Below are 24976 nucleotides of genomic sequence, written 5' to 3' on the forward strand. Positions count from 1 at the left end.
TAATTTTACATCAAATAACAATTACAACATTATGGAAGCTCCTTTTGAAAGCAACCCGCTGATTGACAGACTACCTAAACATCTAAAGCAATTTATAAAGCCGCAAGATTATAGTGACTACACCCCTATAAATCAAGCTGTGTGGAGATATGTGATGCGTAAAAACGTAGATTATTTATCAAAAGTTGCTCATAGTTCTTATTTAGAAGGATTGAAAAAAACTGGAATTGCTGTCGATAATATTCCAAACATGTACGGCATGAATCGAATTCTAAAAGAAATTGGTTGGGCTGCTGTTGCTGTTGATGGGTTTATTCCGCCAAACGCTTTTATGGAATTTCAAGCCTATAATGTTCTTGTAATTGCTTGTGATATAAGACAACTGGAACATATAGAATATACTCCCGCACCAGACATCATACATGAAGGAGCTGGCCACGCTCCTATTATTGCTAATCCAGAATATGCAGAATACTTAAGACGTTTCGGAGAAATAGGATGCAAAGCCATATCTTCATCACGAGATTATGAATTGTATGAAGCTGTTCGATTATTATCAATTGTAAAAGAAGCCGAAGGAACACCACAATCTGAAATTGATGCTGCCGAAAAGCAAGTTGATTTTCTTCAGAATAACATGGGCGAACCATCGGAAATGGCACAAATTCGAAATCTACACTGGTGGACTGTAGAATACGGTCTAATAGGAACTATAGAAAATCCCAAAATATATGGAGCTGGTTTACTTTCATCTATTGGAGAAAGTGCTTGGTGCATGACAGATGAAGTAGAAAAAATACCCTACTCTATCGATGCCTCAAACAAAAGTTTCGATATTACTAAACCTCAACCTCAACTTTTTGTAACCCCAGATTTCGCTCATCTAAGCCTTGTTCTTGAAGAATTTGCAAACAAAATGGCTCTTAGAACTGGCGGTTTATCTGGAATTAAAAAACTAATTAATTCACAAGCAATAGGGACAATTGAATTGAGTACTGGAATTCAAATATCTGGTTTATTTACCAATGTTATTGAAGATGATGGAAAGCCAGTGTATATACAAACTAAAGGAAAAACGGCCTTATCATATAGAGAAAAGGAATTAGTAGGACATGGTACAAATTACCATGCCGAAGGTTTTGGAAGTCCAATTGGGAAACTAAAAGGCATCAATCTTGCTATCGAAGACATGAGTCCACGAGATTTACGTGCTTATGATATATATGAAGCTGAAAAAGTAACATTAGAATTTGAGGGAAACATTACGGTTACTGGAGAAATAGTTACTGGTTCTAGAAACCTACAAGGTGAAATTATACTAATTAGTTTCAAAAACTGTACTGTTACGCATGGAGAGACTATCTTATTTCAACCAGAATGGGGGATTTATGATATGGCTGTTGGCAAAAAAGTAATTTCAGCTTTCTCCGGCCCAGCCGATGTAAATAGTTTTGATATGATTACACATGTGCCTTCATCTAAAACTATCAAATCAATCAAAACTGCTGAACGTAAAGAATTAGAAGATTTGTATCAAAATGTTCGTGATATTAGAGAAGGGAAATCAACTCAACTCTCTTTAGAAAATACTTTTGAAAAAGTGACTCAGAATCATCCCAAAGATTGGTTACTTCCAGTTGAAATAGTAGAATTAATACATTCTAAAAATACAGTTTTGGCTTCAAAAGTGATTTCTCACTTAGAGACTTTAAAAAATTCTCGTCCAGAAGTAAAAAAATTAATTAGTAACGGATTAGAATTAATTTTAGAAAAGGAGTCAGTTTTGTAATTAAGGTTTTATTTTGGCAGAAAAATCACTTTCTTTTCCAATAATATTTCCCTCATATTGCAATTTCCAACCCATAGAATTAGTCAGAATTAACATTTTAGACAATTCGGAAATTAATCGGTTTTGAGCATTAGATTTTAGTGTCGATTTTTCTATTTTTTTAGCTAAACTAGCTTTAGCTTGTTTGTTTATTTTATTATAATCGTCACCTGTAAAAGGATTTAACTTACTTTGATCTACATCATAAAACTGAATATCTGGAGAAATTTTTATTTCTTCCTTAGGAATATTAAGAATTGTAATTGTTTTCGTTTTTTCGTTGATATCATATTTCATTTGATGCAAATCATAAGCAACAGTTACATCTGCATTTACTACAATTAATGCTTTTTTATCAAAAGAAACCATCCCACCAAAATAAGTATCTTGATCTTTATAGGTTAAAACTTCAGCAAAATGCCCTTCTGTCACAACAAGCTTCCCAACATTAACTATCTGTTGCTGAATTAGGGCTGTATTATTCTCTAAATTTGAACTGTCATTTTTTTTAAACGTACAAAATTTGAATAATATAATAATGGCAACTATAATTCCTATTCCTGATAATATTCTATTTCGCATTTTATTATTTTTTATAAAAATATAAAATTAAGCTGAAACCAAAACATATAGATCTAAAAGAAGTAAAATAATGTTTGAATTATAAATAATTACAACTTTTTTGATTATAAATACTTGTTCATAAAACATAAATTCTCATATCTATAAAAGCAAAAAATATGTATTTATGCGTATTTTTGTAATGAATATGAATATAATTAATCAAAACATTCAAGTTGCAAATAGTACAATCACGTTATCTATAAAGCGTGAAGATTTGTTACATCCATTTATATCAGGAAATAAGTTTAGAAAACTAAAATACAACATTATTAAAGCCAAAGAGCTTAATCACAAGAAGCTTATTACATTTGGCGGAGCTTTCTCAAACCATATTGCAGCTGTGGCGTTTGCTTGTCAGGAAGAAGGTATTCAATCGATAGGGATTATTAGAGGTGACGAACTGGCAGATAAAATTCAAGATAACCCAACTTTACTCTTTGCCCAAAATTGTGGAATGAAATTTGAGTTTGTTTCTCGTGAAGAATATCAAAATAAAACTTCCGAATCATTTATTTCTAGACTAAGTTATAAATATGGAGATCATTATTTACTTCCAGAGGGTGGCACAAATGAATTAGCAATACTTGGTTGTGAAGAAATTTTGACAAATCAAGATTCAGATTTCGATTATATATGTTGCGCTATAGGAACAGGAGGGACGATTTCAGGAATAATAAATAGCAGTAATACAAACCAAAAAATTCTTGGATTCCCAGCCTTAAAAGGTGATTTTTTGAAAGATGAAATTCGTAACTTTGCAAAAAAAAATAATTGGGACTTAATTACAGATTATCATTTTGGCGGTTATGGAAAAGTAACCACTGAGTTAATTGATTTTATAAACCAATTCTATATAGATACTAAAATTCCTTTAGATCCAATTTATACTGGGAAAATGGTTTATGGTGTAATTAATTTATTAGCTAATAATTATTTCCAAAACGGATCAAAGATACTAATGATTCACACAGGAGGATTACAAGGAATAAAAGGCATGAATCAGTTATTAGAGAAGAAAAAAATGACCAAAATAGTTTTTGATGAAAATGAATAAAATAGCGTTTTTCATATTATTATCATTATTAGTAAGCTGCGGGGTTTCTAAACCAAAAATGCAGGCTAAAAAAACTGTACATACAACTCAAAGACCTGTTAACAAACAAAAAACTGAAAATCATACTGAAAAAGTCTTGACAAAAATTCCTGAAAAGGAAAACACAACACAACCTAAAAGCGAAATTTTAGAAGCTACTCAAAAAGTAAGAGTTACTACCGAAATGGTTTTAGCTTACATCTCTCAATTTAAAGCAGTCGCAAAAGAAAATATGGTTCGAGACGGGATTCCTGCAAGTATAACATTGGCACAAGGAATTCTAGAATCTGGTGCAGGAACAGGAGATTTAAGTGTTCAAGCAAATAATCACTTTGGGATAAAATGTCACAAAGAATGGACAGGTGAAAGTGTAAAACACGATGATGATGCGCTACAAGAATGTTTTAGAAAATATGAACATGCAGAGGAATCATATCGAGATCATTCTTATTTTTTAACCAGCAGAGCATGGTATAAATCATTGTTTTCATTACCAAAAAATGATTACAAAGCCTGGGCAAGAGGGCTTAAAAAAGCTGGATATGCAACCGATGTTAAATATCCAGATAAATTAATTGGACTCATAGAAAGATATCAGTTGCAACAATATGATGCCGAAGTTTTAGGATTAGATTTTCCAACAAAAAATTTAGATAAGAAAGAAGAAATTGCAGATAACAATGATCAATATAAAGTTATAAAAGGAGATACTTTGTATTCAATTTCAAAAAAATTTAACCTTACTATCGACGAATTAAAAAAGAAAAATAACATTTCAGACAATTCACTTTCATTAGGACAAAGCTTAAATGTGAAGTAGTAAAGCTGAAATTTAATATTATATAAAAACAAATGTTATACCAAAGAAGCAGTCAGTTATTTCTAGAAGCTGAAAAAGTAATACCAGGTGGTGTAAACTCACCCGTAAGAGCATTCAAATCAGTAGGTGGAACTCCAATATTTGCAAAAAGTGCAAAAGGAGCTTATGTGTATGATGAGGATGGGAATCGATTTATCGATTTCATTAATTCTTGGGGACCAATGGTTTTAGGACATGCTTACGAGCCAGTTGTAAATGCAGTAATTGAAAAAGCAAAACTAGGAACTTCGTTTGGTATGCCAACAGAATTGGAAACTGAAATCGCAAAATTAGCAGTTTCTATGGTATCGAACATAGATAAAATTCGATTTGTAAATTCAGGAACCGAAGCTTGTATGAGCGCCATTAGATTGGCTCGCGGATTTACAAAAAGAGATAAAATAATCAAATTTGCAGGTTGCTACCACGGACATTCCGATTCTTTTTTAATACAAGCAGGAAGTGGCGCAATAACTTTTGGCTCACCAAATAGTCCAGGAGTAACATCAGGAACTGCAAAAGACACTTTATTAGCAAACTACAACGACATTCAAAATGTAAAAGATTTATTTGATGCTAATAAAAATGAGATTGCAGCTATTATTATAGAGCCCGTTGCAGGAAACATGGGCTGTATCCCGCCTCACAAAGGATTTTTAGAAGCTTTAAGACAACTTTGCAACGACAATGGCGCATTACTTATTTTTGATGAAGTAATGACTGGATTTCGTCTTGCAAAAGGTGGCGTTCAGGAATTATACAATATAAAAGCAGACATTGTTTGCTTTGGTAAAGTAATAGGTGGCGGATTGCCTGTTGGGGCATTTGCTGCACGTAACGAAATAATGAATTATTTAGCACCTCTTGGACCAGTTTATCAAGCTGGAACATTATCTGGAAACCCTTTAGCTATGGCTGCGGGATTAGCTATGTTAAAAGCTTTAAATGAAGATCAAGAAGTTTTTAACAGATTAGAAGAGAAAACAGCTTATCTAGAAAAAGGAATCGCCAGAGTGCTTACTTCAAATAATGTAATCCATACTATAAACAGAGTCGGCTCAATGATTTCTGTTCATTTTGATGCACATCCAGTTTTTGATTTTCAATCAGCTAAAAATGGAGACAACGATACTTTTAAAAAATTCTTCCACGGATTACTTGCAGAAGGTGTTTATATTGCACCATCTGCTTATGAAACTTGGTTCATCACCGATGCATTAACTTATGAAGATTTAGATTTTACAATTCTAGCAATAGATAAGGTTTCTATGAATCTATAAAATAATTAATTTTTTATTTATACTTTTCCTATAGAGAATGTTTGTACGCATTTACATTAATTTGTAATCGCGCAAATCTATTTACTACTTTTGTACTTCTTATAAAAAACAAATATGAAACTTCTATATTCTTACTTAATAAAACATAAAATACTATTATTTTTTGCTTTAGTAATGGCTGCTATAAACATTTGTTTTAGCTTAAGCGACTCAATAATTACAGGTAAATTAATGCAAGATTGTGGTGTGGGAATTGCCAAATATAAAGGACAAGAACTTAATTTTATAAAAGCAGTTGGGTTTTGGATAGGTCTTTCCTTAGGGGCTGCCATGATTTCAAGAATTACTAAAAATTTTCAGGACTATTTTACCAATTTAGTGATTCAACGCACTGGCGCCGAAATGTATACCGACGGAATTAAAAAATCTTTAGATTTACCATATGAAGATTTTGAAGACCAACGAAGTGGCGAAACACTAAGCAAATTACAAAAAGCACGTACCGATTCAGAAAAATTAATTACGCTTTCCATTTCATTAATATTTCAAACCATCATTGGGTTTATTTTTGTGATTGTTTACATTTCGAGAATCGATTATCGTATTGCTTTTGTATTCATATTAACAGCACCAATCATTGCTTTTATTAGTTCTTTTTTAGGCAAAAAAATCAAAGTAGTCTCTAGAAGAATCGTACAACAAACCAATTCGCTCGCTGGATCTACAACTGAAAGTTTGCGAAACATCGAATTAGTAAAAAGTTTAGGTTTAACACAACAAGAAGAAAGTCGATTAAATTCGAATACACATAAAATTTTACACTTAGAAATTGAGAAAATTCGATTCATTAGAAGCTTAAGTTTTATTCAAGGGACAACTGTTCATTTTATGAGAACTTCTGTTGTTTTTACCTTATATTATTTCTTGTTTAGCAATAAAATAGTAGTGGGAGATTTGCTTACGATGGTGTTTTTTACCTTCTTTATTTTTAATCCATTACAAGAATTAAGCGCATTTATTATTGCAAGAAATGAAACCAAAGTTTCGATGGAAAATTTCGAAAATTTACTAAATGCTAAATCTGAGTTTCGTCCTGAAAACCCTAAATCGATAGGTCAAATCTCTTCCTTACAATTTATAAATGTTAGTTTTAAACACAAAACAGCAAAATTTTCAGCAGTAGAAAATATCAATTTTCATATCAAACAGGGAGAAACAGTTGCTTTTGTTGGTCCGTCAGGTGCTGGAAAAACAACTTTAGTAAAGCTATTAGTAGGTTTATATCCGCCAGCGTTAGGTCAAGTTTTATATAACGGTATCGATTCTAATACTATCGATTTATTAGACTTACGCAAGCAACTTGGTTTTGTAACACAAGATGCACAATTATTTTCGGGTACTATTCGTGAAAATTTATTATTTGTAAAACCAGATGCTACAGATCAAGAGCTTTTGGAAGCTTTACACAAAGCCAGTTGCGAAAAACTACTAAATCGTGCCGAAGACGGACTAAATTCTACTATTGGCGAAGGAGGAATTAAAGTGTCTGGTGGCGAAAAGCAACGTTTGTCTATTGCTCGTGCCATTTTGAGAAATCCAAATTTATTAATTTTCGACGAAGCAACCTCAGCATTAGATTCGATTACCGAAGAAGAAATAAATACTACCATTAGAAGTATTTCAGACCAAAACCGAATTACTGTTCTTATTGCACACAGATTGTCGACCATTATGCATGCTGATAAGATTTTTGTTCTAGAACAAGGCAAAATCATCGAACAAGGCAAACACGAAGATTTACTGATTGAAAAAGGTTTGTATTACGCCATGTGGAGACAACAGATTGGGGAGAGGAAGTAATTTCAAACTCGAAAAAAAGCTACCATTTTGCATCTATTGTTTTTTATTATATTTGTGATGAAACCGAATTACACAATATGTTAATAACTTGTAAAAATTGTAATCAAACATTCAAAGGTCATTATTGTAACAATTGCGGACAAACTGCGGAAACACATAAACTTGATATTCATTTTTTATGGCACGATATACAGCATGGTTTGTTGCATTTTGACAAAGGTATTTTGTATTCTGCAAAAAAACTTTTTACAGAACCTGGAATTACCATCAGAGAATATATAGAAGGAAAAAGGGTTCATCATTTTAAACCCGTCTCTTTAGTCATAATTTTAGCAACAATTTATGGATTTTTATGTCATTTATTCGATGTACATTTAATTGTTTCAGAGAATAATATTGAAAAAATAAATGATTATAATGAATGGTCGACTTCCCATTTTGCTTGGATAACTTTATTGACAATTCCTTTTTATACTATTGGAACTTTTGTGTTTTTTAGAAAGCAAAATTATAATTTTATTGAGCTTTTAATACAAAACACGTATAAAGCTTCACAACGTTTATTTGTACATATCCTACTTTTTCCTGTCATTTATTACTTTAAGGAAACACCACAAATTAATAAAGTCCGATTGATTTTATACCTTCTAGATGTAAGTTTAATTTTTTGGACAAACATTCAATTTTTCGATAAATTAAGCAGACCTAAAGTGATACTGAATTCTATTTTAAGTCATTTGTTGTTTTTATTTATATTCACCACATTTATGGCTGTTATCATGTATTTCCTAGGAATACTTAACTTTTAATTTTATGTTTAAAAAAGAATATCTTCATCCTAATGAAGGCTTTTCTCAAATTGTAGTTATAGAAACTGAAGAAATCAAAACATTACACATTTCAGGACAAATTGGTGAAGGAAAAGATTTAGAAGATCAAACTATTTCGACATTTAAAAATTTAGAATCACTTTTAAAAGAATGTAATTCCAATTTTCAAGATGTGGTAAAAATGAATACGTATATCGCAAATTTTAATCCAGAAGTGGATTTACCGATTTTTAGAAAAGTACGAAATGCGTTTTTAGGTTCTAAAAATTATCCTGCAAGCACTGTAGTTGGTGTTAGCGTTTTAGGAAATAGAAATTGGCTAATAGAGATAGAAGCTACTGCTGTGATTGATAAAAAATCTGTATAAAAAAACCTCCAAGAGTTTGAAACTCTTGGAGGATTAAAAATTATTTAATTGCGAATCAAAATTTTGGCAACATTGTTCAATGCGTCAGTAATTCCAGCTACATTTTTTCCTTTTCCAGATGCAAAGAAGGGTTGTCCTCCACCATTTCCGTCAATATATTGTCCTAATTCTTTGATTACTACATTTGCGTTTAAACCTCTTCTTTCAACCAATTCTTTAGCAATATAACAATGAATATTTGGCATATTGTCTTCTATTGAAGCTAAAACGACAAATGAATTTGGTTTTGCATTTCCTAATGCTTGCGTTAAATCTTTAGTAGCACTCATGGATAAATCCACTTGTCTATCTAAAACGTTTACTCCATTAATTTCATGAAATTCTGAAAGCAATTTATTTTTTAATCCGTCAATTTTTTCTTTCAGCAATTGCTCGATTTGCTTTTTCAACTTCGCATTATCGTCTTGTAATGAAGCCACAGATTTTAAAATATCTTGTGGGTTTTTCAAAGTTTCTTTAATTTCAGATAATGTATTTTCTTGATTTGTATAGAAATTCTTAACAGCATCGCCAGTAATTGCTTCAATTCTTCGAATTCCTGCTGCAACTGCTCCTTCTGAAATGATTTTGAAATGCCAGATTTCAGCCGTGTTTTTCACGTGAATTCCACCACAAAGTTCTTTACTTTCGCCAAATTCAATCATGCGGACATTATCTCCATATTTTTCTCCAAATAAAGCCATTGCACCTTTGTCCAACGCCTCTTTAATTGGAATGTTTCTATGTTCTACCAACTGTAATTGCGATTCGATTTGTGCGTTTACACTTGCTTCTACCTGACGTAATTCGTCATCCGAAACTTTACTGAAATGTGAAAAGTCAAAACGCAAATAATTTGGATTTACTAATGATCCTTTTTGTTCTACATGTGTTCCAAGAATGTTTCTCAAAGCCAAATGCATCAAATGCGTAGCCGAGTGATTTTTGGAAGTTGATGTTCTTAAATCGGTATTTACTTTGGCGACAAAACCTGCTTCAATATTTTCTGGCAATTGTTTTGCAAAATGTAAAATCAGGTTGTTTTCTTTTTTAGTATCAATAATATCAATCGTTTCATTTGCAGAAACCAAGGTTCCCTTATCTCCTACTTGACCTCCTCCTTCTGGATAAAATGGTGTGTTGTCTAAAACGATTTGGTATAAAATTCCATCTTTTTTAGAATCTACTTTACGAATACGAGTGATTTTTACATCATTTTCTGTTTGGTCATATCCTACAAATGTTTCCACATTTCCTGGAATTAATATTGTCCAATCTTCGGTCGAAACTTCTGATGCAGCACGTGAACGATTTTTTTGTTCTTGCATGGCTGCATTAAATCCAGCTTCATCTAATTCGTAGCCTTTTTCACGAAGAATTAAAGCCGTTAAGTCGATTGGAAAACCGAAAGTATCATACAATTCGAAAGCTTTTGCTCCCAATACTTCTTTTCCTTTTGTTTCGGCAACAACTTTGTCTAATAATTGTAATCCTTGATCCAATGTTCTCAAAAAAGAAGCTTCTTCTTCACGAATTACATTAGTAACCAATTGTTGTTGTGATTTTATTTCTGGGAAAAATTCACCCATTTGATTCGCCAAAACTTCTACCAATTTATTGATAAAAGGTTCTTTGGTATTCAAGAACGTAAATCCGTAACGAATGGCACGACGCAAAATTCTACGAATTACATAACCTGCACCTGTGTTAGAAGGTAATTGTCCGTCGGCAATAGCAAAAGCTACAGCACGAACGTGATCGACAATAACACGAATGGCAATATTGGTTTTATTTTGTTCCTCAGATATATTTTTAACTTCGTTTGAAGTATATTTTAATCCCGTAATTTGTTCTACTTTTTCGATAAGTGGCGTAAAAACATCGGTGTCATAGTTAGATGTTTTCCCTTGCAACGCCATGCACAAACGCTCAAATCCCATTCCAGTATCTACGTGCTGTGCTGGTAATTTTTCTAGAGAACCATCGGCTTTACGGTTGAATTCCATGAATACATTATTCCAGATTTCAACTACTTGAGGATGATCATTATTGACTAAACTTTTCCCTGAAACTAAAGCTTTTTCTGCATCAGTACGCAAATCGACATGAATTTCTGAACAAGGTCCGCAAGGTCCTTGGTCTCCCATTTCCCAGAAGTTGTCTTTTTTATTTCCTAAAATAATTCGATCTTCGTCGATTAATCCTTTCCAGATATCCCAAGCTTCTTGATCGAAAGGCACATTATCTTCTTTACTTCCTTCGAAAACAGAAACGTAAAGATTTTCTTTTGGAATTTTATAGACTTCAGTTAACAATTCCCAAGCCCAATTGATGGCTTCTTTTTTAAAATAATCACCAAAAGACCAGTTTCCTAGCATTTCGAACATCGTGTGGTGGTAAGTATCGAAACCTACATCTTCAAGATCATTATGTTTTCCTGACACACGCAAACATTTTTGAGTATCAGCAATTCTTGGACTTTTTGGCGTTCCATTTCCTAAGAAATATTCTTTGAATTGCGCCATTCCTGAATTGTTGAACATTAAGGTTGGATCGTCTTTAAGAACGATTGGTGCTGATGGAACGATAAGATGCCCTTTTGATTCGAAGAATTGAAGGAATTGCTTGCGGATTTCTTTTGATGTCATTTTCTTAATTTAAAAATTTAAAATTAAAAGATTATTTAGGATTGAATTTTTCAATACTTTAATCTTTCAATCTCTTTTGCCCCAGATAGCAGTGAAAAGCTTCGAGATTTAGAAATTTATTTTTTCTTGAGCTGGCAGAGCGACCAACGGAAGCTCCTGATGGCTCGTAGAAAAAAATATTTCTAAACGAGAACTTGCAACAAATAGCTGGATTAGGCACATACTAATAAAAAAATTGTTTGCTAATTGAAACAAATTATACATTAGTTAGTCTAATATTTTGTTACTTTTGTAATAATGACTGCAAAAATAGTATATTTTTAAGATATGAAGAAAGTAAAATACTATTACGATGCCGAAAATTTAGCGTATCGGAAAATAAAAACTAAAAAAGCGAAAAGTTTTGGCTATATCGCCTTATTTTTAGTAGCGTCAGCATTGTTTGGTTTTTTGTGTTTTGTTGTGTTGCTAAACACTCCTTACTTTGAAACTCCAAAAGACAAATTGCTGGCTCGAGAGAATGAGAATTTAAAATTAAATTACACTATTTTAAACAAACAAATAGACGAATTAGATGCCGTTTTAGCTAGTGTTGCTGATCGTGATAATAATATTTACCGAGTATATTTTAATAACGCTCCTATTTCTGAAATGCCTAAAAAGAAAGGAATTATTACAGAAAATAGATTTAAACAATTGTTGAGTTATAATAACGAACAATTGGTAACCAATACATCTGAGCGTGTCGATTTGATCTCGAAACAACTCGCTATGCAATCGAAATCGCTTGATGAAATTTTGAAATTATCGAAAGCAAAAGAGAAGTTTTTAGGTTCTATTCCTGCTATTCAGCCAGTAAAAAATGAACAATTGAAACATATGGCTTCTGGTTTTGGATACCGAAGCGACCCGTTTACCAAAGCTAGGAAAATGCACAAAGGCATGGACTTTACAGCACCTACAGGAACTCCTGTTTTTGCAACAGGTGATGGCGTTATAGAAAGAGCCGATAATACTGCTTCTGGTTTTGGAAACCATATTGTAATTCAGCATGGTTTTGGTTATGAAACTTTATATGCACATTTAAGCAGATACAATAAACGGGCAGGACAACATGTAAACCGTGGAGATATTATAGGATTTGTGGGAAGCACTGGACGTAGTGAAGCGCCACATTGCCATTATGAGGTTCATAAAAACGGAAACGCTATCAATCCGATTAATTTTTATTACGGAAATATTTCGGCGGTAGAATATACTGCTATTGCTAAATTAGCAACACAAGAAAATCAATCTCTGGATTAATGCATATAGATTTACCTAAAGATAAGAGATATTATAGCATGGGAGAAATTGCTAAAGCGTTTGATGTAAACCAATCGCTTATTCGTTTTTGGGACAAAGAATTTGATATTCTGAAACCCAAGAAAAACGCGAAAGGCAACCGAATGTTCACTCCTGAAGATGTGAGAAATTTGCAACTCATATTTCATTTAGTCAAAGAACGTGGTTTTACATTAGAAGGTGCAAAAGTTCATTTGAAAGAAGATCAAAAAAAAACTTTAGACAAGTTTGATATTATTAGCAAACTAGAAACTGTTAAGGCACAATTATTGAGTATTAAAAATGAATTATAATTGTAACGAATTATAAAACAAACGACTAATTAAAAAGAAACTAACTTTAAAAACAAATAAAATGGATTTTAAAAAATTTTTGCCTTGGATTATTGGAGCTGTTCTAATTTTTGGAATTTATAGCTGGGTTAAAGGAATTAACAATACTGCCGTGACATTAGGTCAAACTGTAGAGCAATCTTGGGGTGATGTACAAACGTCTTACCAAAGAAGAAATGACCTTATCGGAAATTTAGTAAACACAGTAAAAGGTTATGCAACGCATGAAAAAGAAACATTAACAGCAGTTATCGAAGCTAGAGCAAAAGCAACTTCTGTAACGGTTGATCCATCAAATATTACTCCAGAACAATTAGCACAATTTAATCAAGCACAAAGCGGAGTGAGTAGTTCTTTATCAAGATTATTAGTATCTGTTGAGCAATATCCTAATTTGAAAGCAGACCAAAGTTTCTTAAAACTACAAGATGAATTAGCTAGTACTGAAAATCAGATTTTAACTGCTAGAACTCGTTTTAATGAAGCTGTGAAACCTTACAACACACACATCAAAACTTTCCCAAATTCATTATTTGCAGGAATGTTTGGTTTCAAAGAAAAAGCATATTTTCAATCTGTGGCTGGAGCTGAAAAACCAGTTGAAGTAAAATTCTAAAAAAACAATAAAAAATTAAACCGCGAATTTTCTAAAATTCGCGGTAAATGATTTTTAAATTAATAACAAAATGTCAAAAGTAGAAGAATTTTTAACTAAAAAAGAAGAGCAAGAAATTGTTGAAGCCATTCGTATGGCCGAAAAAAATACTTCTGGCGAAATTCGTGTACACTTAGAAAAAAACATAACTACTGTAGCCTATGATCGCGCAGTAGAAGTTTTTAACGAATTAGAGATGTACAATACTAAAGATTCTAATGGCGTTTTAATATATATTGCTGTAAAAAGTAAGCAATTTGCTATTTGTGGCGACGATGGTATAAACAAAGTTGTTCCTAGCGATTTCTGGGAATCTACTAAAAATATTATGGCAAATCATTTTCAGAATGGAAATTTCAAACAAGGGTTAGTTGATGGTATTCTTAAAGCCGGTGAACAACTCAAAAAATATTTCCCGTATCAAGATGATGATACAAATGAATTATCTAACGAAATATCTAGAGGATAATGAATTTACTTAAAAAGAATACTCCCTTTTTGTTCCAAATATTGGTTTGTTTTTTCTTTACACAAATTGGTTTTGCACAATTTACTATACCAGAAATTCCCAAATTTCAGACTTCAGTTTATGATTATGCAAATATTTTAAGTGCAGAAGAAAAATCACAATTAGAAGAAAAGCTAATTAAATATTCCGATTCTACCACCACTCAAATTGTAGTGATTACTATTGAAAGTTTAAAAGGTGAAGATGTTAGTCAACTTGCTACAAAATGGGGACAAACATGGGGAATTGGCGGAACAGCAAAGGATGACAACGGTGTTGTTATTTTATTAGCTAAAGCTGAAAGAAAAATTGCCATTAATCCTGGTTACGGACTAGAAGATCGATTAACTGCAGGAATTGGCGGGGAAATTATTAGAAATATTATTATCCCTGAATTTAAAGCAGGAAGCTACTACAAAGGGCTGGATAAAGGTGCCGATGCTATTTTTGATGTTTTTAAAGGAAAGTACAAAGGAACTCGAAAAGGAGATAAAGATGATGGCGGAGGAATTCCTATTGTCTTTTTTATTATTCTTTTCATAATTATATTAATTATTATCTCCAAAAACAACAAAGGAAACGGAAGCGGAATTGGCAGAACACCTAGCCTACTCGACATAATTATTTTAAGTAGTATGGGACGAAGTGGTGGTGGTGGTTTTGGAGGTTCGTCTGGAGGAGGTTTCTCTGGTGGCGGAGGTTTTGGTGGAGGTTTCGGTGGTGGAGGTTTCTCTGGCGGCGGAAGTAGCGGAAGTTGGTAAACTATTTTTTTAGTTATACTTTTTCATAATAATCCATTTCCAATTATCTTACTTTACTCCTCAAAACAAAATAATGTAAAAATTTTGGAAAAAATCTTTTCAGATAAACTCCTAAAATTTCTTTTCCTCCTATATAAGCTTCAAATTTATTAGTCTCGACAGCTTTTACTAATTTTTTAACAAAAACAGATACTGCCATTCCGTTTTGGGTAGCATTATCGTCTATGTTTTGTTTAGATCCATTAGCCGTTAAAGCATTTTTGGCTACATTGGTTTGAATAAATCCGGGACAAACTAATGTCACATTTATAGCATCTTTTTGATGTTCCATTCGCAAGACATCAAAAAAGCCATGCAAAGCATGTTTTGCACCACAATAACCAGAGCGGTAAGGCGACCCAAATTTACCCATTAGACTTGTTATTGTCACAAAGTGTCCATTATGGTTTTGAATAAAATGTGGTAGAATTGCTTTGGTAATAGCAACTGTTCCTAAATAATCAACTTCAATTAGTTTTTTATCTACTTCAAAATCAGTTTCTATAAGAAGTGATCGTTGACTTACTCCTCCATTATTAATTAACACATCAACTTTTCCAAAAGCAGCAATCGCTTTTTCAGCATGATTTTTGGCATGACCGAAATCGGACAAATCAAAAGGAAGTAAAACAACTTCGGTATTGCATTTCGATTTCACAAACTCTAAAGCCTCTTGATTTCTGGCAGAAAGTATTAACTTACAGTTTTTATTATTAGCTAATTCATAAGCTAATGCTTCTCCAATTCCAGATGACGCTCCAGTAATCCAGACTATTTTGTTATTGATTGATTTCATAAAAAAAGTTCATTAAGTAGTAAACTTAATGAACTTTAAATGAATATTAAAAAAAATTATTTTTCTCTAATATAAATATCTATTGGTACTCCAGAAAAATCCCAATTTTCACGAATTTTATTTTCTAAGAAACGTTTGTAAGCATCTTTTACATATTGTGGTAAGTTAGCAAAAAACACAAACTGTGGTGTTGGTGTTGGCAACTGCATGCAATATTTAATTTTTACAAACTTCCCTTTCAAGGCTGGTGGCGGATGGTTTTCGATGATTTTTAACATATAATCATTGAATTTTGATGTAGGAATTCGTTGCTGTCTATTTTCATAAACTTGCACTGTTGCTTCTAATGCTTTTAGCAAACGTTGTTTTGTAAGAGCTGACACAAAAAGAATAGGCACATCTACAAACGGCATTAATTCTTCACGAATTTTAGTTTCATAATCACGAGTTGACATCGTATCTTTTTCGACCAAATCCCATTTATTTACCAAGATAACAACTCCTTTTCTGTTTTTTTCAGCCAACCAAAATATACTTTGATCTTGACCTTCAAAACCACGAGTCGCATCGATAATTAAGATACAAACGTCGGCGTGTTCGATAGCACGAACGGAACGCATTACGGAGTAAAATTCTAAATCTTCTTTTACTTTAGCTTTACGACGAATACCTGCTGTATCTACCAAGTTAAATTCGAAACCAAAACGGTCAAATTTTGTATCAATAGCATCACGAGTAGTACCCGCAATATCGGTAACCATAAAGCGTTCTTTACCAATCAAGGCATTTATAAAACTAGATTTTCCAGCATTAGGGCGACCTACCACTGCAAAACGAGGCAATACAATTTCATCTTGTGTTGGTAACGGTTTTATAGGAAAAGCATCAATAAGAGCATCTAACAAATCTCCTGTCCCACTTCCAGAAATACTAGCAAAAGTATAATATTCACCTAATCCTAAGTTATAAAACTCGATAGCATCTTTTTCACGCATAGCGTTATCTACCTTGTTTACGGCAAGCAAAACTGGCTTGGTTACTTTACGTAACATTTTAGCAACCGCATCGTCCATTGGAGTTATACCTTCTTCTACATCGACAACAAAAATAATTACATCACTTTCGTCGATGGCTAATTCCACTTGTTTACGAATTTCTCCTTCAAAAACGTCGTCTGAACCTCTAATGTAACCACCAGTATCTATTACTGAAAATTCCTTTCCGTTCCATTCGCTTTTACCATAATTACGATCACGAGTTACTCCCGAAACCGAATCGACAATCGCTTCTCTTCTCTGTATCAACCTATTAAAAAGTGTCGATTTTCCTACGTTAGGCCTTCCTACTATAGCTACAATGTTATTCATAATGCTTTTTCAAATATTTTGCAAAGTTAACCAATTAAGCCATTAAAGCTTACATAAAGTTTAAATAAAGTTTATATTTGCAAGACTCATATAATTTTTTAAATATATTTGCAAATTCTATATATAATTTTATTTCTATTTTTTTGAAAAAAATTTGTTTAATATTACTTGTAACCATACTTATTAATCACTCTGGCGTGATGCTTTTGGCTTATGATATTCAGCAATCTTATATAAAAAATGAAGCTAGAATTGACTTAATTAATAAAGAGTCTCAAAAAATCACAATTTCGATAGCGGATTATAAAAGGAGTAACATATCCGATAAAGAAATCTGGATTAATGAAAAAATGTATGAAATTCAATCATTAAAAAAAACAAAATCTATTGTAGTTCTTCGCATTGTAAAGGATGAAAAAGAAAATAAATTATTACATAAAATAAAAGATTACAACAAAAAAAGCAAAAATGAGAAAAACAAAATAGATTCAAAAAATAAAGTTTTATTATATTTTTTTTCAGTTCCCGAAAACAAAGTTTGTTTTTTAAATATTAATAACCTTTCTTTTTATACTTTTTACAAGAATCAGAATCTTATAAAAAGACCACAACAAATACATATTCCTCCTCCTGATTTAGTTTTAACATAATAGCTCAAAACAATAGAATTCTACATTTATAGTATTTCTATTTAATTATCTATGTATAAATAAATCATAAAATGAAAATGAATTTTACAAAAAAAATAGCGATTGTTGCTACAATCGTTCAATCTATATCGTCTATAGCTCAAGAAGTTAAAAACGATAGTATTAAATCAAGTCAATTACAAGAGGTAGAAATTACCGCAACTTCTGTTACAAATAAATCTATATTAAACCAACCTCAATCTATTTCTAAAATAGAAGCTAAAGAGTTAAAAAGAGGTAATGGTTTGTTTCTTGAAGATGCCTTAAACGCTAATGTTCCTGGTATTTTTATGCAAAGAAGAACAGTTTCGGCTGGGCAAACGTTTAACATTCGTGGTTATGGCAATGGTGTTAGAGGAACTAATGGCACCAATAGTAATTTTGATTCACAAGGAGTAAAAGTTTATCTTAATAATATACCACTTACTGATGCTGAAGGAATTACCTTAATGGACGATATCGACTTTAACAGCATTGGAAGTGTAGAAGTTTTAAAAGGACCAGCCGGTTCTTTATATGGTCTTGCTATTGCTGGAGTTGTAAACTTAAAAACTATGATGCCTCAAGCAGGAAAAACATCAATTTCACAAAACTCTTTATTTGGTAGTTATGGTTTGCAGAGATTAACTACACAATTAGAAATTGGTGGTGAAAAATCTTCGTTTTTAGTAAACTATGGTAAACAGAAATACGATGGTTTTATGGACCACACAGCTTCTCATAAAGATTTTATGAATGCGTTTGCTGATTTTAAACTAAGCGACAGACAAAAAATAAACGCTTACTTAGGTTACAGCAATAGTTATGACGAACGAAATGGAGAATTATCCATTAAGCAATACGAAACTCTTGATTACTCAGGAAATCCAGCTTATATAAAAAATGATGCACATTCGAATGTAATTAGTTTTAGAGCAGGTTTAAACCATTCTTACAGATTTAATAAAAATGTAAGTAATGATACTTCATTGTTTGGAACAGGAATAAGCAGTAATGTAAGTTCTGCTGGTGGTTGGACAGACAAATTGCCTGTAAACTATGGTTTGCGTTCTAGTTTTAATTTAAACTTTGATTTGAGCGACAAATTAAAATTATCTGGAATTACAGGTGTTGAAATGCAACAACAAAATGCTCAGACAATAGGTTATCCTATGGGTCCTGGAGGTGTAAGCCAAGGTTCTGTAAATGCAGACGGATACAACACCATTGGAGTGATGAGAAGTAATGTATATGTAATTTCTAAAACCAATTCAGTATTCACTGAATGGACTTTAGCACTTCCTGCTGATTTTTCATTAACTGCGGGTATCAGTTCAAGTTATATGGGAATTAATTCATCAGACAGATATCCATTCGTAAATTCAACTAACGCATTAGTACCAGGAGCTGTTATAGTAAAACCTAATCCAACACCTTTAAATTTTAGTGCTTCTTACAAAGATATGTTATCACCAAAAGTAGCTATTAACAAAGTGTTTAATAAAGTGGTTTCCGTTTATGCGTCTTATAACAAAGGATACAAAGCACCTGTGAGTTCGTATTTATTTATACCATTTACAAATCAAGCTAATAGCGATTTACGCCCAGAAATAGGAACTCAATTTGAAGTAGGTTCTAAAGGAAACTTGTTTGACAATCGTTTAAACTATCAATTGGCAGCGTTCCAAACAACGTTCTCTGATAAAATGACCAACATAGCTGTTCCTAATGCAACTAATACTGCTACTTTATATTCATATGTTACAAATGCAGGAAGTCAAGTACACAAAGGAATTGAAGTTTCAGTAAAATATGACCTTATAAAATCTGAAAATGGTTGCTTAAAATCACTTTCTCCTTTTGTAAACACTACTTATTCTGATTTTACATACAAAAATTATGTTTTCCAAAGAACTTATAACAGATCATATGATTTTTCTGGAATGTCAGTTTTAGGTACTCCTAAAGTTGTATTTAATGCAGGTCTTGATTTTGTTACTAAAATAGGAATTTACGGTAACACGACTTATTCTTACAGAGATAAAACGAATTTTGCTTATGTACCAGAATTAGCTTCTAATCCAAACATAGAGGTTTCAACTGCTAAAAGTTATAGTGTATTGAATGCTAAATTAGGTTTTCAAAAAACTATCCTGAATCATTTAACTTTAGATGCTTCGGCAGGAGTTAGTAATGCTACGAATACGCAATTTGCTCAAATGATTTTCGTAAATCAATTGCCAGATGCTTATTTGCCAGCTCCTCGTAGTGCTACTTTCTTTGGAGGTTTAAATCTTAAATATACTTTCTAAATATTTTTTTTAAGAGCGACTTAGTTTATAAGTCGCTCTTATTTTTTAAAATCTACAGAAAATAAATATTATTTACATATGAAAAAAATATTTCTACTTCTTGCCTTACTAATTACAATTTTTAGTTGCAAGCGTTTTTCAAACGAAGACAAAAAACAAGACAATACAACTCGTATTGTTTGTATTGCTAAACAATATACCGAGATTGCTTTTGCTCTTGGTGCACAAAAAGACATTATTGCGGTGGATGTATCGAGTACTTTTCCGCCCGAAGCAAAAGAACTTCCTACAGTAGGATATCACAGAGCATTGAGCGCCGAAGCGATATTAGCTAATAAGCCAACTCTAATTATCGAAGACAATAATATTGGTCCAGAACATGTAGTTACACAATTAAAAAAGCTAAAAATTCCTATGAAAGAATTTGGAGAATACAGCAAATCCATAGTAGGAGTTGATTCGCTAATTCATGAAATGGGGAGTTATTTCCATAAAGAAAAACAAGCAGATTCATTGTGCAACAACTTAGCTAAAGATATGGACAAAGCATTAGCCGAAGCCAAAAAATACAAAACCAAAACTAAAGTTTTAGTGATTCATTACGGCCAAGCCAACAACGTGTATTTAGTAATGACCAATAAAAGTGTTGGAGCTAAAATGGTCGAATGGGCTGGCGGACAATTATCGATAGATGATGAAAAAGGCATGAGACACTTATCACCTGAATTAGTTGCTGCTTCAGATCCTGACGTAATTTTACTAACTGACTTTGGATACGATAAACTAGGTGGATCTTTAGATAAAATTAAAGAATTACCTGGCGTGGGAAGCACTAAAGCCTTTAAAAATAAAAGAATTTACAGAATTGAAGAGCATGATTTAGTATATCTTGGACCAAGAACCGGAAAAAATGTACTTTTAATTCAGAATCTAATTCATAAAGATGAAGCTAAATAATAAGCATTTATTTTTATCTTGTATTCTTATTACAGCACTATTATTAGTTGTTATTATTTCAGCTAGATATGGTGCTGTAAATATTTCTTTAGATGAAATTATTAGTGCTTTAGCAAAGCAACTTCGTAACTCCGATAACCTTACATTAAACGAAAGAATATTTTTAGACATTCGATTACCTCGAACTATATTGAGTATTACCGTAGGTGCCACACTTGCTGTAGGTGGCGTACTCACCCAATCTTTGTTTAGGAACCCAATCGTAGAACCAGGAATGATTGGAACTTCGAGTGGTGCCGCATTTGGCGCCGCATTTTTTATTGTTTTAGGAAGTACGTTAAAAATAAATGTAAGCGAATGGTCATTACCTATCATCGCTTGTTTTGGAGGTATTTTAGGAACCGCACTTGTTTTTGTGTTGTCTAAATCTAATCAAAGAGGGAAAAATTCTATTCCATTATTATTATTAGTAGGTGTCGCTGTAAATGCTTTATTTCTTAGTGGCATTGGTTTCATGTCATACATTGCTAGAGATCCGCAAGCGAGGTCTATAACATTTTGGAATTTAGGTACTTTATCGGGAGCCAATTGGAGTTCGGTTATCATTGTAGGCATTACCACTATATTTTGTATTACACTGGTTTATTATCAAGCAAAAAAACTAAACACACTCATACTAGGCGAAGACGAAGCCAAGCATTTAGGAGTAAATATTAAAAATTTAAAAAATAGCGTTTTATTACTTAACGTAATTATGGTATCCACCGCAACTTCGTTTGTAGGTGTCATCAGTTTTGTGGGATTAATTGTGCCGCATTTACTTCGAATTACGATAGGTTCAGACAATAGAAACTTAATTTATTATGGAGCTATCGTAGGTGGTATCATATTATGTTTATCTGATTTTGTAGCAAGAATTATTCTTAGTCCCGCCGAATTACCTATTGGTATTGTAACCTCAATTATAGGAGTTCCTGTTTTTATAATCCTTCTTAGGAAGAAAAATTATTTTTTTTAATATGCTAAGCATTAATAACCTTTCTTTTTCTATTGATGGAAAAGTAATTTTAGACACTGTTAATGAAACATTTGAAGCAGGGAAAATCAATTTAATAATTGGTCCTAACGGTGCTGGAAAGTCAACATTGGTAAAACTTATTAGTGGGCAATATGAGCTAAAAAATAAAGAATCTATTTATTACGAAAGCACATCAAGTAAAAAAATTCATTTGTCGGAATTGGCTAAAATTCGAGCAGTACTTTCTCAAAACACAGAAATTAGTTTCCCACTGAAAGTTAAAGAAATTATTATGATGGGGAGATATCCTCATTTTAAAAGTATTCCTTCCAAAAATGACAAAATAGTATGCAAAGAAGTGATGGATTTTTTTGATGTGACTAAATTTGCCGACAGAAACTTTATGACATTAAGCGGTGGCGAAAAACAACGAGTACATTTTGCGAGAGTATTGTCTCAAATTTGGCAACCTATAGCTGGTACTTGTAGGTATTTAATTATGGACGAGCCGTTAACCTTTTTAGACATACACTATCAATATGATTTTATGTACAAAATAGCTGAACTCGCTAAACAAAAGGATATTGTAATAATTGGTGTGCTTCACGATTTGAATTTGACCGCAAAATTTGCCGACAAAATCACATTAATACATGAAGGAAAAATATTAGCTTCGGGAGATAAATACTCCGTTTTAACACCTGAAAATATTTACCAAGCTTACCAGTTAAAACCAGTAATACATAACATTGAAGACTCTATTCTATTAGTTTTTTAATTCCATATTGGTTTGAACATGAGCTAATTTAGATTTTTTTTATTAAAATAATGCAATCAAAAATAGAAACTCTTTTTTATTTTAGATGGTGATTTTAGAATAAAAATACATACTAAAAATCAAATAATAAAATATTTTATTGTTTTGCAAAGATAGTGTTAAACAGTATAGTGTAATTTTTTTTGCCATTTTTAAATATTTTTTTATATTTTAGAACTAAAAAGTTGTTGTTATGGATACTAAAAATGAAATAAGGCTTCGTTTGCGTTTTTATGAAGATGTTCAAGAAAACATAGATACTGTGCGTCAAAAATTCGAAAATTATAAAATTAATTTTTCTGAAGATTGCTCTCTAAAAACAAAACACAATCACATTTGGATGAACATACCTGATTCAAAGCGAGAGTATTGGTCACCACATTTACACCTAGAATTAGAACCTAAAGACAATAACGAAACACATATCAGAGGATTATTCGGACCTGATCCTACTTTATGGACATTTTTTATGTTTCTTCATTTTATTGTGGCAGGGGTTTTTGTCATGTTTTCCGCCATTGCCTACTCTAACTATGTCTTAAAAATACCAACTACAATGAATCTAGTTGTGATGTTATTAATGGTTTTCGTTTGGTTGTTGCTCTATTTTATTGGTAAACAAATACGTTTGAAAGGCAACGAACAAATGAATGAATTAGAATCCATTTTTTTTAAAATCTTAAAATCTTAAAATCTTAAATTTATTGATTATAACCAAAACGTTTTAACATATTCACATTACTTCTCCAGTTTTTATTCACTTTTACATATAATTCGATATGTATTTGCTTTCCAAAAAACTTCTCTAAATCGGCACGAGACTCTACTCCTACTCGCTTTAAAGCTTCTCCTTTATGACCTATAATAATTCCTTTTTGGGTTTCACGTTCTACCATTATTAAGGAACGTATACGGATAATATTATCATCTTCGAAAAATTCTTCGGTAACAATTTCTACTGCATACGGAATCTCTTTACTATAATGTAGTAAGATTTTCTCGCGAATTGTTTCGTTTACAAAGAATCTTTCAGGCTTATCTGTAAGCTGATCTTTAGGATAATAAGCTGGAGATTCTGGCAATAATTTTATAATTCTATCGAAAACTTCTGGCACATTAAAATTTTGTAATGCCGAAATCGGGAAAATTTCTGCATTAGGAACTTTAGCTGTCCAGAAAGCCACTTGCTCTTCCAGTTGTTCCTGATTTGAAGTATCAATTTTATTTAAAAGTAATAAAACAGGTATTTTTGCATTAATAATTTTATTAAAAAAAGCCTCGTCCTTCAAATCTTGTTCGCCAATTTCGACCATATAAATCAAAACATCAGCATCTTCAAAAGCAGATTTAACAAAATTCATCATCGACTCCTGCATTTCATATGCTGGTTTAATAATTCCTGGCGTATCAGATAAAATCATCTGAAAATCTTCTCCATTTACAATTCCAAGAATTCTATGACGGGTAGTTTGTGCTTTTGATGTAATAATTGATAATCGTTCGCCAACAAAGGCATTCATTAACGTCGATTTTCCAACGTTTGGATTTCCTATGATGTTTACAAAACCTGCTTTATGTGTCATTTATATTGTATTTTATTTGGCAAAGGTAGTCATATCAAGTTAATAGTCGCAACAAAAATAAATCTTAATTATATAAGTACTATAACATTAGATATTAAAAAATAAGCTAAAGCATTAAAATTCAAGTAAATATAAAAAATAAAAAGTTTTTTACTATTTTTGTTGCACGAATGAAAATTGGTTGTATATTTGCACTCGAAACAACGCGGGATAGAGCAGTAGGCAGCTCGTCGGGCTCATAACCCGAAGGTCACAGGTTCGAGTCCTGTTCCCGCTACTAAGCAAGCCATTCTGAAAAGAGTGGCTTTTTTTAAATATTATTATTAAACATTGGTATGAAAAGAGTTATCGAATACAGAAAGTTACTTGAAGTTGACAAAAATGTAACTTT

At 32.1% G+C, this 24976-nt stretch carries 23 protein-coding genes and 1 tRNA gene; 19 read left to right on the forward strand and 5 right to left on the reverse strand.

Annotated features, from left to right (window positions below; all coding sequences use genetic code 11):
* The first annotated feature begins 31 nt into the window (after positions 1-31).
* A complete protein-coding gene (locus ACKVOV_RS08000) occupies positions 32-1789 on the forward strand; it encodes an aromatic amino acid hydroxylase (protein WP_409206238.1) in 1758 nt (585 codons plus the stop codon).
* Here the strand turns inward: ACKVOV_RS08000 and ACKVOV_RS08005 are convergent, their stop codons facing one another.
* Positions 1790-2410: a DUF4230 domain-containing protein gene (locus tag ACKVOV_RS08005; protein WP_409206239.1), complete on the reverse strand. Its 621-nt coding sequence runs from the start codon at positions 2408-2410 to the stop codon at positions 1790-1792.
* Positions 2411-2576: 166 nt separating this feature from the next.
* Here ACKVOV_RS08005 and ACKVOV_RS08010 point away from each other — a divergent pair, with 166 nt between their 5' ends.
* The 6 genes from ACKVOV_RS08010 to ACKVOV_RS08035 all read left to right on the forward strand — a co-directional run bounded on the left by ACKVOV_RS08010 (position 2577) and on the right by ACKVOV_RS08035 (position 8741).
* On the forward strand, positions 2577-3506 hold the full coding sequence (locus ACKVOV_RS08010; protein ID WP_409206240.1) for a 1-aminocyclopropane-1-carboxylate deaminase/D-cysteine desulfhydrase: 930 nt from the start codon (positions 2577-2579) through the stop codon (positions 3504-3506).
* The gene (locus ACKVOV_RS08015) at positions 3499-4365 is read left to right on the forward strand and encodes a glucosaminidase domain-containing protein (protein ID WP_409206241.1); all 867 of its coding nucleotides are present in this window, start codon (positions 3499-3501) and stop codon (positions 4363-4365) included. The genes ACKVOV_RS08010 and ACKVOV_RS08015 overlap by 8 nt, the downstream gene beginning before the upstream one ends.
* 32 nt (positions 4366-4397) lie before the next feature.
* On the forward strand, positions 4398-5684 hold the full coding sequence (gene hemL, locus ACKVOV_RS08020) for a glutamate-1-semialdehyde 2,1-aminomutase (RefSeq protein ID WP_409206242.1): 1287 nt from the start codon (positions 4398-4400) through the stop codon (positions 5682-5684).
* A 114-nt stretch (positions 5685-5798) separates the two neighbouring features.
* The gene (locus ACKVOV_RS08025) at positions 5799-7544 is read left to right on the forward strand and encodes an ABC transporter ATP-binding protein (protein WP_409206243.1); all 1746 of its coding nucleotides are present in this window, start codon (positions 5799-5801) and stop codon (positions 7542-7544) included.
* Positions 7514-8353 carry a DUF3667 domain-containing protein gene (locus ACKVOV_RS08030; protein WP_409206244.1) on the forward strand — a complete coding sequence of 280 codons (840 nt, stop codon included), beginning with the start codon at positions 7514-7516 and terminating at the stop codon, positions 8351-8353. Before ACKVOV_RS08025 ends, ACKVOV_RS08030 begins: the two co-directional genes overlap by 31 nt.
* A 4-nt stretch (positions 8354-8357) precedes the next feature.
* Positions 8358-8741 carry a RidA family protein gene (locus tag ACKVOV_RS08035; protein ID WP_409206245.1) on the forward strand — a complete coding sequence of 128 codons (384 nt, stop codon included), beginning with the start codon at positions 8358-8360 and terminating at the stop codon, positions 8739-8741.
* A gap of 44 nt (positions 8742-8785) precedes the next feature.
* On the opposite strand, the gene alaS is transcribed toward ACKVOV_RS08035, so the two are convergent.
* The gene (alaS, locus tag ACKVOV_RS08040; RefSeq protein ID WP_409206246.1) at positions 8786-11428 is read right to left on the reverse strand and encodes an alanine--tRNA ligase; all 2643 of its coding nucleotides are present in this window, start codon (positions 11426-11428) and stop codon (positions 8786-8788) included.
* Between the two features lie 327 nt (positions 11429-11755).
* Between alaS and ACKVOV_RS08045 the strand changes: the two genes are divergently transcribed.
* The 5 genes from ACKVOV_RS08045 (at position 11756) to ACKVOV_RS08065 (ending at position 15028) form a co-directional block, all read left to right on the forward strand.
* Positions 11756-12733, forward strand: coding sequence for a M23 family metallopeptidase (locus ACKVOV_RS08045; protein WP_409206247.1), 978 nt, complete (start codon positions 11756-11758; stop codon positions 12731-12733).
* Positions 12733-13065 carry a MerR family transcriptional regulator gene (locus ACKVOV_RS08050; protein WP_409206248.1) on the forward strand — a complete coding sequence of 111 codons (333 nt, stop codon included), beginning with the start codon at positions 12733-12735 and terminating at the stop codon, positions 13063-13065. Before ACKVOV_RS08045 ends, ACKVOV_RS08050 begins: the two co-directional genes overlap by 1 nt.
* Positions 13066-13126: 61 nt before the next feature.
* The gene (locus tag ACKVOV_RS08055; RefSeq protein ID WP_409206249.1) at positions 13127-13720 is read left to right on the forward strand and encodes a LemA family protein; all 594 of its coding nucleotides are present in this window, start codon (positions 13127-13129) and stop codon (positions 13718-13720) included.
* Positions 13721-13790: 70 nt separating this feature from the next.
* Positions 13791-14228: a TPM domain-containing protein gene (locus ACKVOV_RS08060; RefSeq protein ID WP_409206250.1), complete on the forward strand. Its 438-nt coding sequence runs from the start codon at positions 13791-13793 to the stop codon at positions 14226-14228.
* Entirely contained in the window at positions 14228-15028 is an 801-nt protein-coding gene (locus tag ACKVOV_RS08065) for a TPM domain-containing protein (RefSeq protein ID WP_409206251.1), read from the forward strand. The genes ACKVOV_RS08060 and ACKVOV_RS08065 overlap by 1 nt, the downstream gene beginning before the upstream one ends.
* Before the next feature lie 43 nt (positions 15029-15071).
* Here ACKVOV_RS08065 and ACKVOV_RS08070 read toward each other — a convergent pair whose 3' ends face one another.
* Together ACKVOV_RS08070 and der are read right to left on the reverse strand one after the other, a co-directional pair.
* On the reverse strand, positions 15072-15863 hold the full coding sequence (locus ACKVOV_RS08070; protein ID WP_409206252.1) for an SDR family oxidoreductase: 792 nt from the start codon (positions 15861-15863) through the stop codon (positions 15072-15074).
* 56 nt (positions 15864-15919) lie between these two features.
* Entirely contained in the window at positions 15920-17230 is a 1311-nt protein-coding gene (der, locus tag ACKVOV_RS08075) for a ribosome biogenesis GTPase Der (RefSeq protein WP_409206253.1), read from the reverse strand.
* 143 nt (positions 17231-17373) lie between these two features.
* On the opposite strand from der, the gene ACKVOV_RS08080 reads away from it, so the two are divergent.
* The 6 genes from ACKVOV_RS08080 to ACKVOV_RS08105 all read left to right on the forward strand — a co-directional run bounded on the left by ACKVOV_RS08080 (position 17374) and on the right by ACKVOV_RS08105 (position 23693).
* Positions 17374-17880 (forward strand): hypothetical protein, encoded by a 507-nt coding sequence (locus ACKVOV_RS08080; protein ID WP_409206254.1) that lies wholly within the window; start codon positions 17374-17376, stop codon positions 17878-17880.
* 77 nt (positions 17881-17957) lie between these two features.
* The gene (locus ACKVOV_RS08085; protein ID WP_409206255.1) at positions 17958-20210 is read left to right on the forward strand and encodes a TonB-dependent receptor; all 2253 of its coding nucleotides are present in this window, start codon (positions 17958-17960) and stop codon (positions 20208-20210) included.
* A gap of 78 nt (positions 20211-20288) precedes the next feature.
* Positions 20289-21167 carry a hemin ABC transporter substrate-binding protein gene (locus ACKVOV_RS08090; protein ID WP_409206256.1) on the forward strand — a complete coding sequence of 293 codons (879 nt, stop codon included), beginning with the start codon at positions 20289-20291 and terminating at the stop codon, positions 21165-21167.
* The gene (locus ACKVOV_RS08095; protein WP_409206257.1) at positions 21154-22185 is read left to right on the forward strand and encodes a FecCD family ABC transporter permease; all 1032 of its coding nucleotides are present in this window, start codon (positions 21154-21156) and stop codon (positions 22183-22185) included. Before ACKVOV_RS08090 ends, ACKVOV_RS08095 begins: the two co-directional genes overlap by 14 nt.
* Position 22186: 1 nt before the next feature.
* On the forward strand, positions 22187-22963 hold the full coding sequence (locus ACKVOV_RS08100) for an ATP-binding cassette domain-containing protein (protein ID WP_409206258.1): 777 nt from the start codon (positions 22187-22189) through the stop codon (positions 22961-22963).
* 232 nt (positions 22964-23195) lie between these two features.
* Positions 23196-23693 carry a hypothetical protein gene (locus ACKVOV_RS08105; protein ID WP_409206259.1) on the forward strand — a complete coding sequence of 166 codons (498 nt, stop codon included), beginning with the start codon at positions 23196-23198 and terminating at the stop codon, positions 23691-23693.
* A gap of 10 nt (positions 23694-23703) precedes the next feature.
* Here ACKVOV_RS08105 and era read toward each other — a convergent pair whose 3' ends face one another.
* Positions 23704-24585, reverse strand: a complete 882-nt coding sequence (gene era / locus ACKVOV_RS08110; RefSeq protein ID WP_409206260.1) for a GTPase Era — start codon at positions 24583-24585, stop codon at positions 23704-23706.
* A 204-nt stretch (positions 24586-24789) separates the two neighbouring features.
* On the opposite strand from era, the gene ACKVOV_RS08115 reads away from it, so the two are divergent.
* Positions 24790-24862: transfer RNA gene (locus tag ACKVOV_RS08115), tRNA-Met, on the forward strand.
* Positions 24863-24976 lie beyond the last annotated feature (114 nt).

The organism is Flavobacterium sp. (assembly GCF_046153165.1).
Taxonomy (GTDB): domain Bacteria; phylum Bacteroidota; class Bacteroidia; order Flavobacteriales; family Flavobacteriaceae; genus Flavobacterium.

What these genes read in the sequence shown, in the direction of transcription:
- ACKVOV_RS08000 (WP_409206238.1), top strand. Translation starts at nt 32, where the DNA reads ATGGAAGCTCCTTTTGAAAGCAACCCGCTGATTGACAGACTACCTAAA.
- ACKVOV_RS08005 (WP_409206239.1), bottom strand. Translation starts at nt 2,410, where the DNA reads ATGCGAAATAGAATATTATCAGGAATAGGAATTATAGTTGCCATTATT.
- ACKVOV_RS08010 (WP_409206240.1), top strand. Translation starts at nt 2,577, where the DNA reads ATGCGTATTTTTGTAATGAATATGAATATAATTAATCAAAACATTCAA.
- ACKVOV_RS08015 (WP_409206241.1), top strand. Translation starts at nt 3,499, where the DNA reads ATGAATAAAATAGCGTTTTTCATATTATTATCATTATTAGTAAGCTGC.
- hemL (WP_409206242.1), top strand. Translation starts at nt 4,398, where the DNA reads ATGTTATACCAAAGAAGCAGTCAGTTATTTCTAGAAGCTGAAAAAGTA.
- ACKVOV_RS08025 (WP_409206243.1), top strand. Translation starts at nt 5,799, where the DNA reads ATGAAACTTCTATATTCTTACTTAATAAAACATAAAATACTATTATTT.
- ACKVOV_RS08035 (WP_409206245.1), top strand. Translation starts at nt 8,358, where the DNA reads ATGTTTAAAAAAGAATATCTTCATCCTAATGAAGGCTTTTCTCAAATT.
- alaS (WP_409206246.1), bottom strand. Translation starts at nt 11,428, where the DNA reads ATGACATCAAAAGAAATCCGCAAGCAATTCCTTCAATTCTTCGAATCA.
- ACKVOV_RS08045 (WP_409206247.1), top strand. Translation starts at nt 11,756, where the DNA reads ATGAAGAAAGTAAAATACTATTACGATGCCGAAAATTTAGCGTATCGG.
- ACKVOV_RS08050 (WP_409206248.1), top strand. Translation starts at nt 12,733, where the DNA reads ATGCATATAGATTTACCTAAAGATAAGAGATATTATAGCATGGGAGAA.
- ACKVOV_RS08055 (WP_409206249.1), top strand. Translation starts at nt 13,127, where the DNA reads ATGGATTTTAAAAAATTTTTGCCTTGGATTATTGGAGCTGTTCTAATT.
- ACKVOV_RS08060 (WP_409206250.1), top strand. Translation starts at nt 13,791, where the DNA reads ATGTCAAAAGTAGAAGAATTTTTAACTAAAAAAGAAGAGCAAGAAATT.
- ACKVOV_RS08065 (WP_409206251.1), top strand. Translation starts at nt 14,228, where the DNA reads ATGAATTTACTTAAAAAGAATACTCCCTTTTTGTTCCAAATATTGGTT.
- ACKVOV_RS08070 (WP_409206252.1), bottom strand. Translation starts at nt 15,863, where the DNA reads ATGAAATCAATCAATAACAAAATAGTCTGGATTACTGGAGCGTCATCT.
- der (WP_409206253.1), bottom strand. Translation starts at nt 17,230, where the DNA reads ATGAATAACATTGTAGCTATAGTAGGAAGGCCTAACGTAGGAAAATCG.
- ACKVOV_RS08085 (WP_409206255.1), top strand. Translation starts at nt 17,958, where the DNA reads ATGAATTTTACAAAAAAAATAGCGATTGTTGCTACAATCGTTCAATCT.
- ACKVOV_RS08090 (WP_409206256.1), top strand. Translation starts at nt 20,289, where the DNA reads ATGAAAAAAATATTTCTACTTCTTGCCTTACTAATTACAATTTTTAGT.
- ACKVOV_RS08095 (WP_409206257.1), top strand. Translation starts at nt 21,154, where the DNA reads ATGAAGCTAAATAATAAGCATTTATTTTTATCTTGTATTCTTATTACA.
- ACKVOV_RS08100 (WP_409206258.1), top strand. Translation starts at nt 22,187, where the DNA reads ATGCTAAGCATTAATAACCTTTCTTTTTCTATTGATGGAAAAGTAATT.
- ACKVOV_RS08105 (WP_409206259.1), top strand. Translation starts at nt 23,196, where the DNA reads ATGGATACTAAAAATGAAATAAGGCTTCGTTTGCGTTTTTATGAAGAT.
- era (WP_409206260.1), bottom strand. Translation starts at nt 24,585, where the DNA reads ATGACACATAAAGCAGGTTTTGTAAACATCATAGGAAATCCAAACGTT.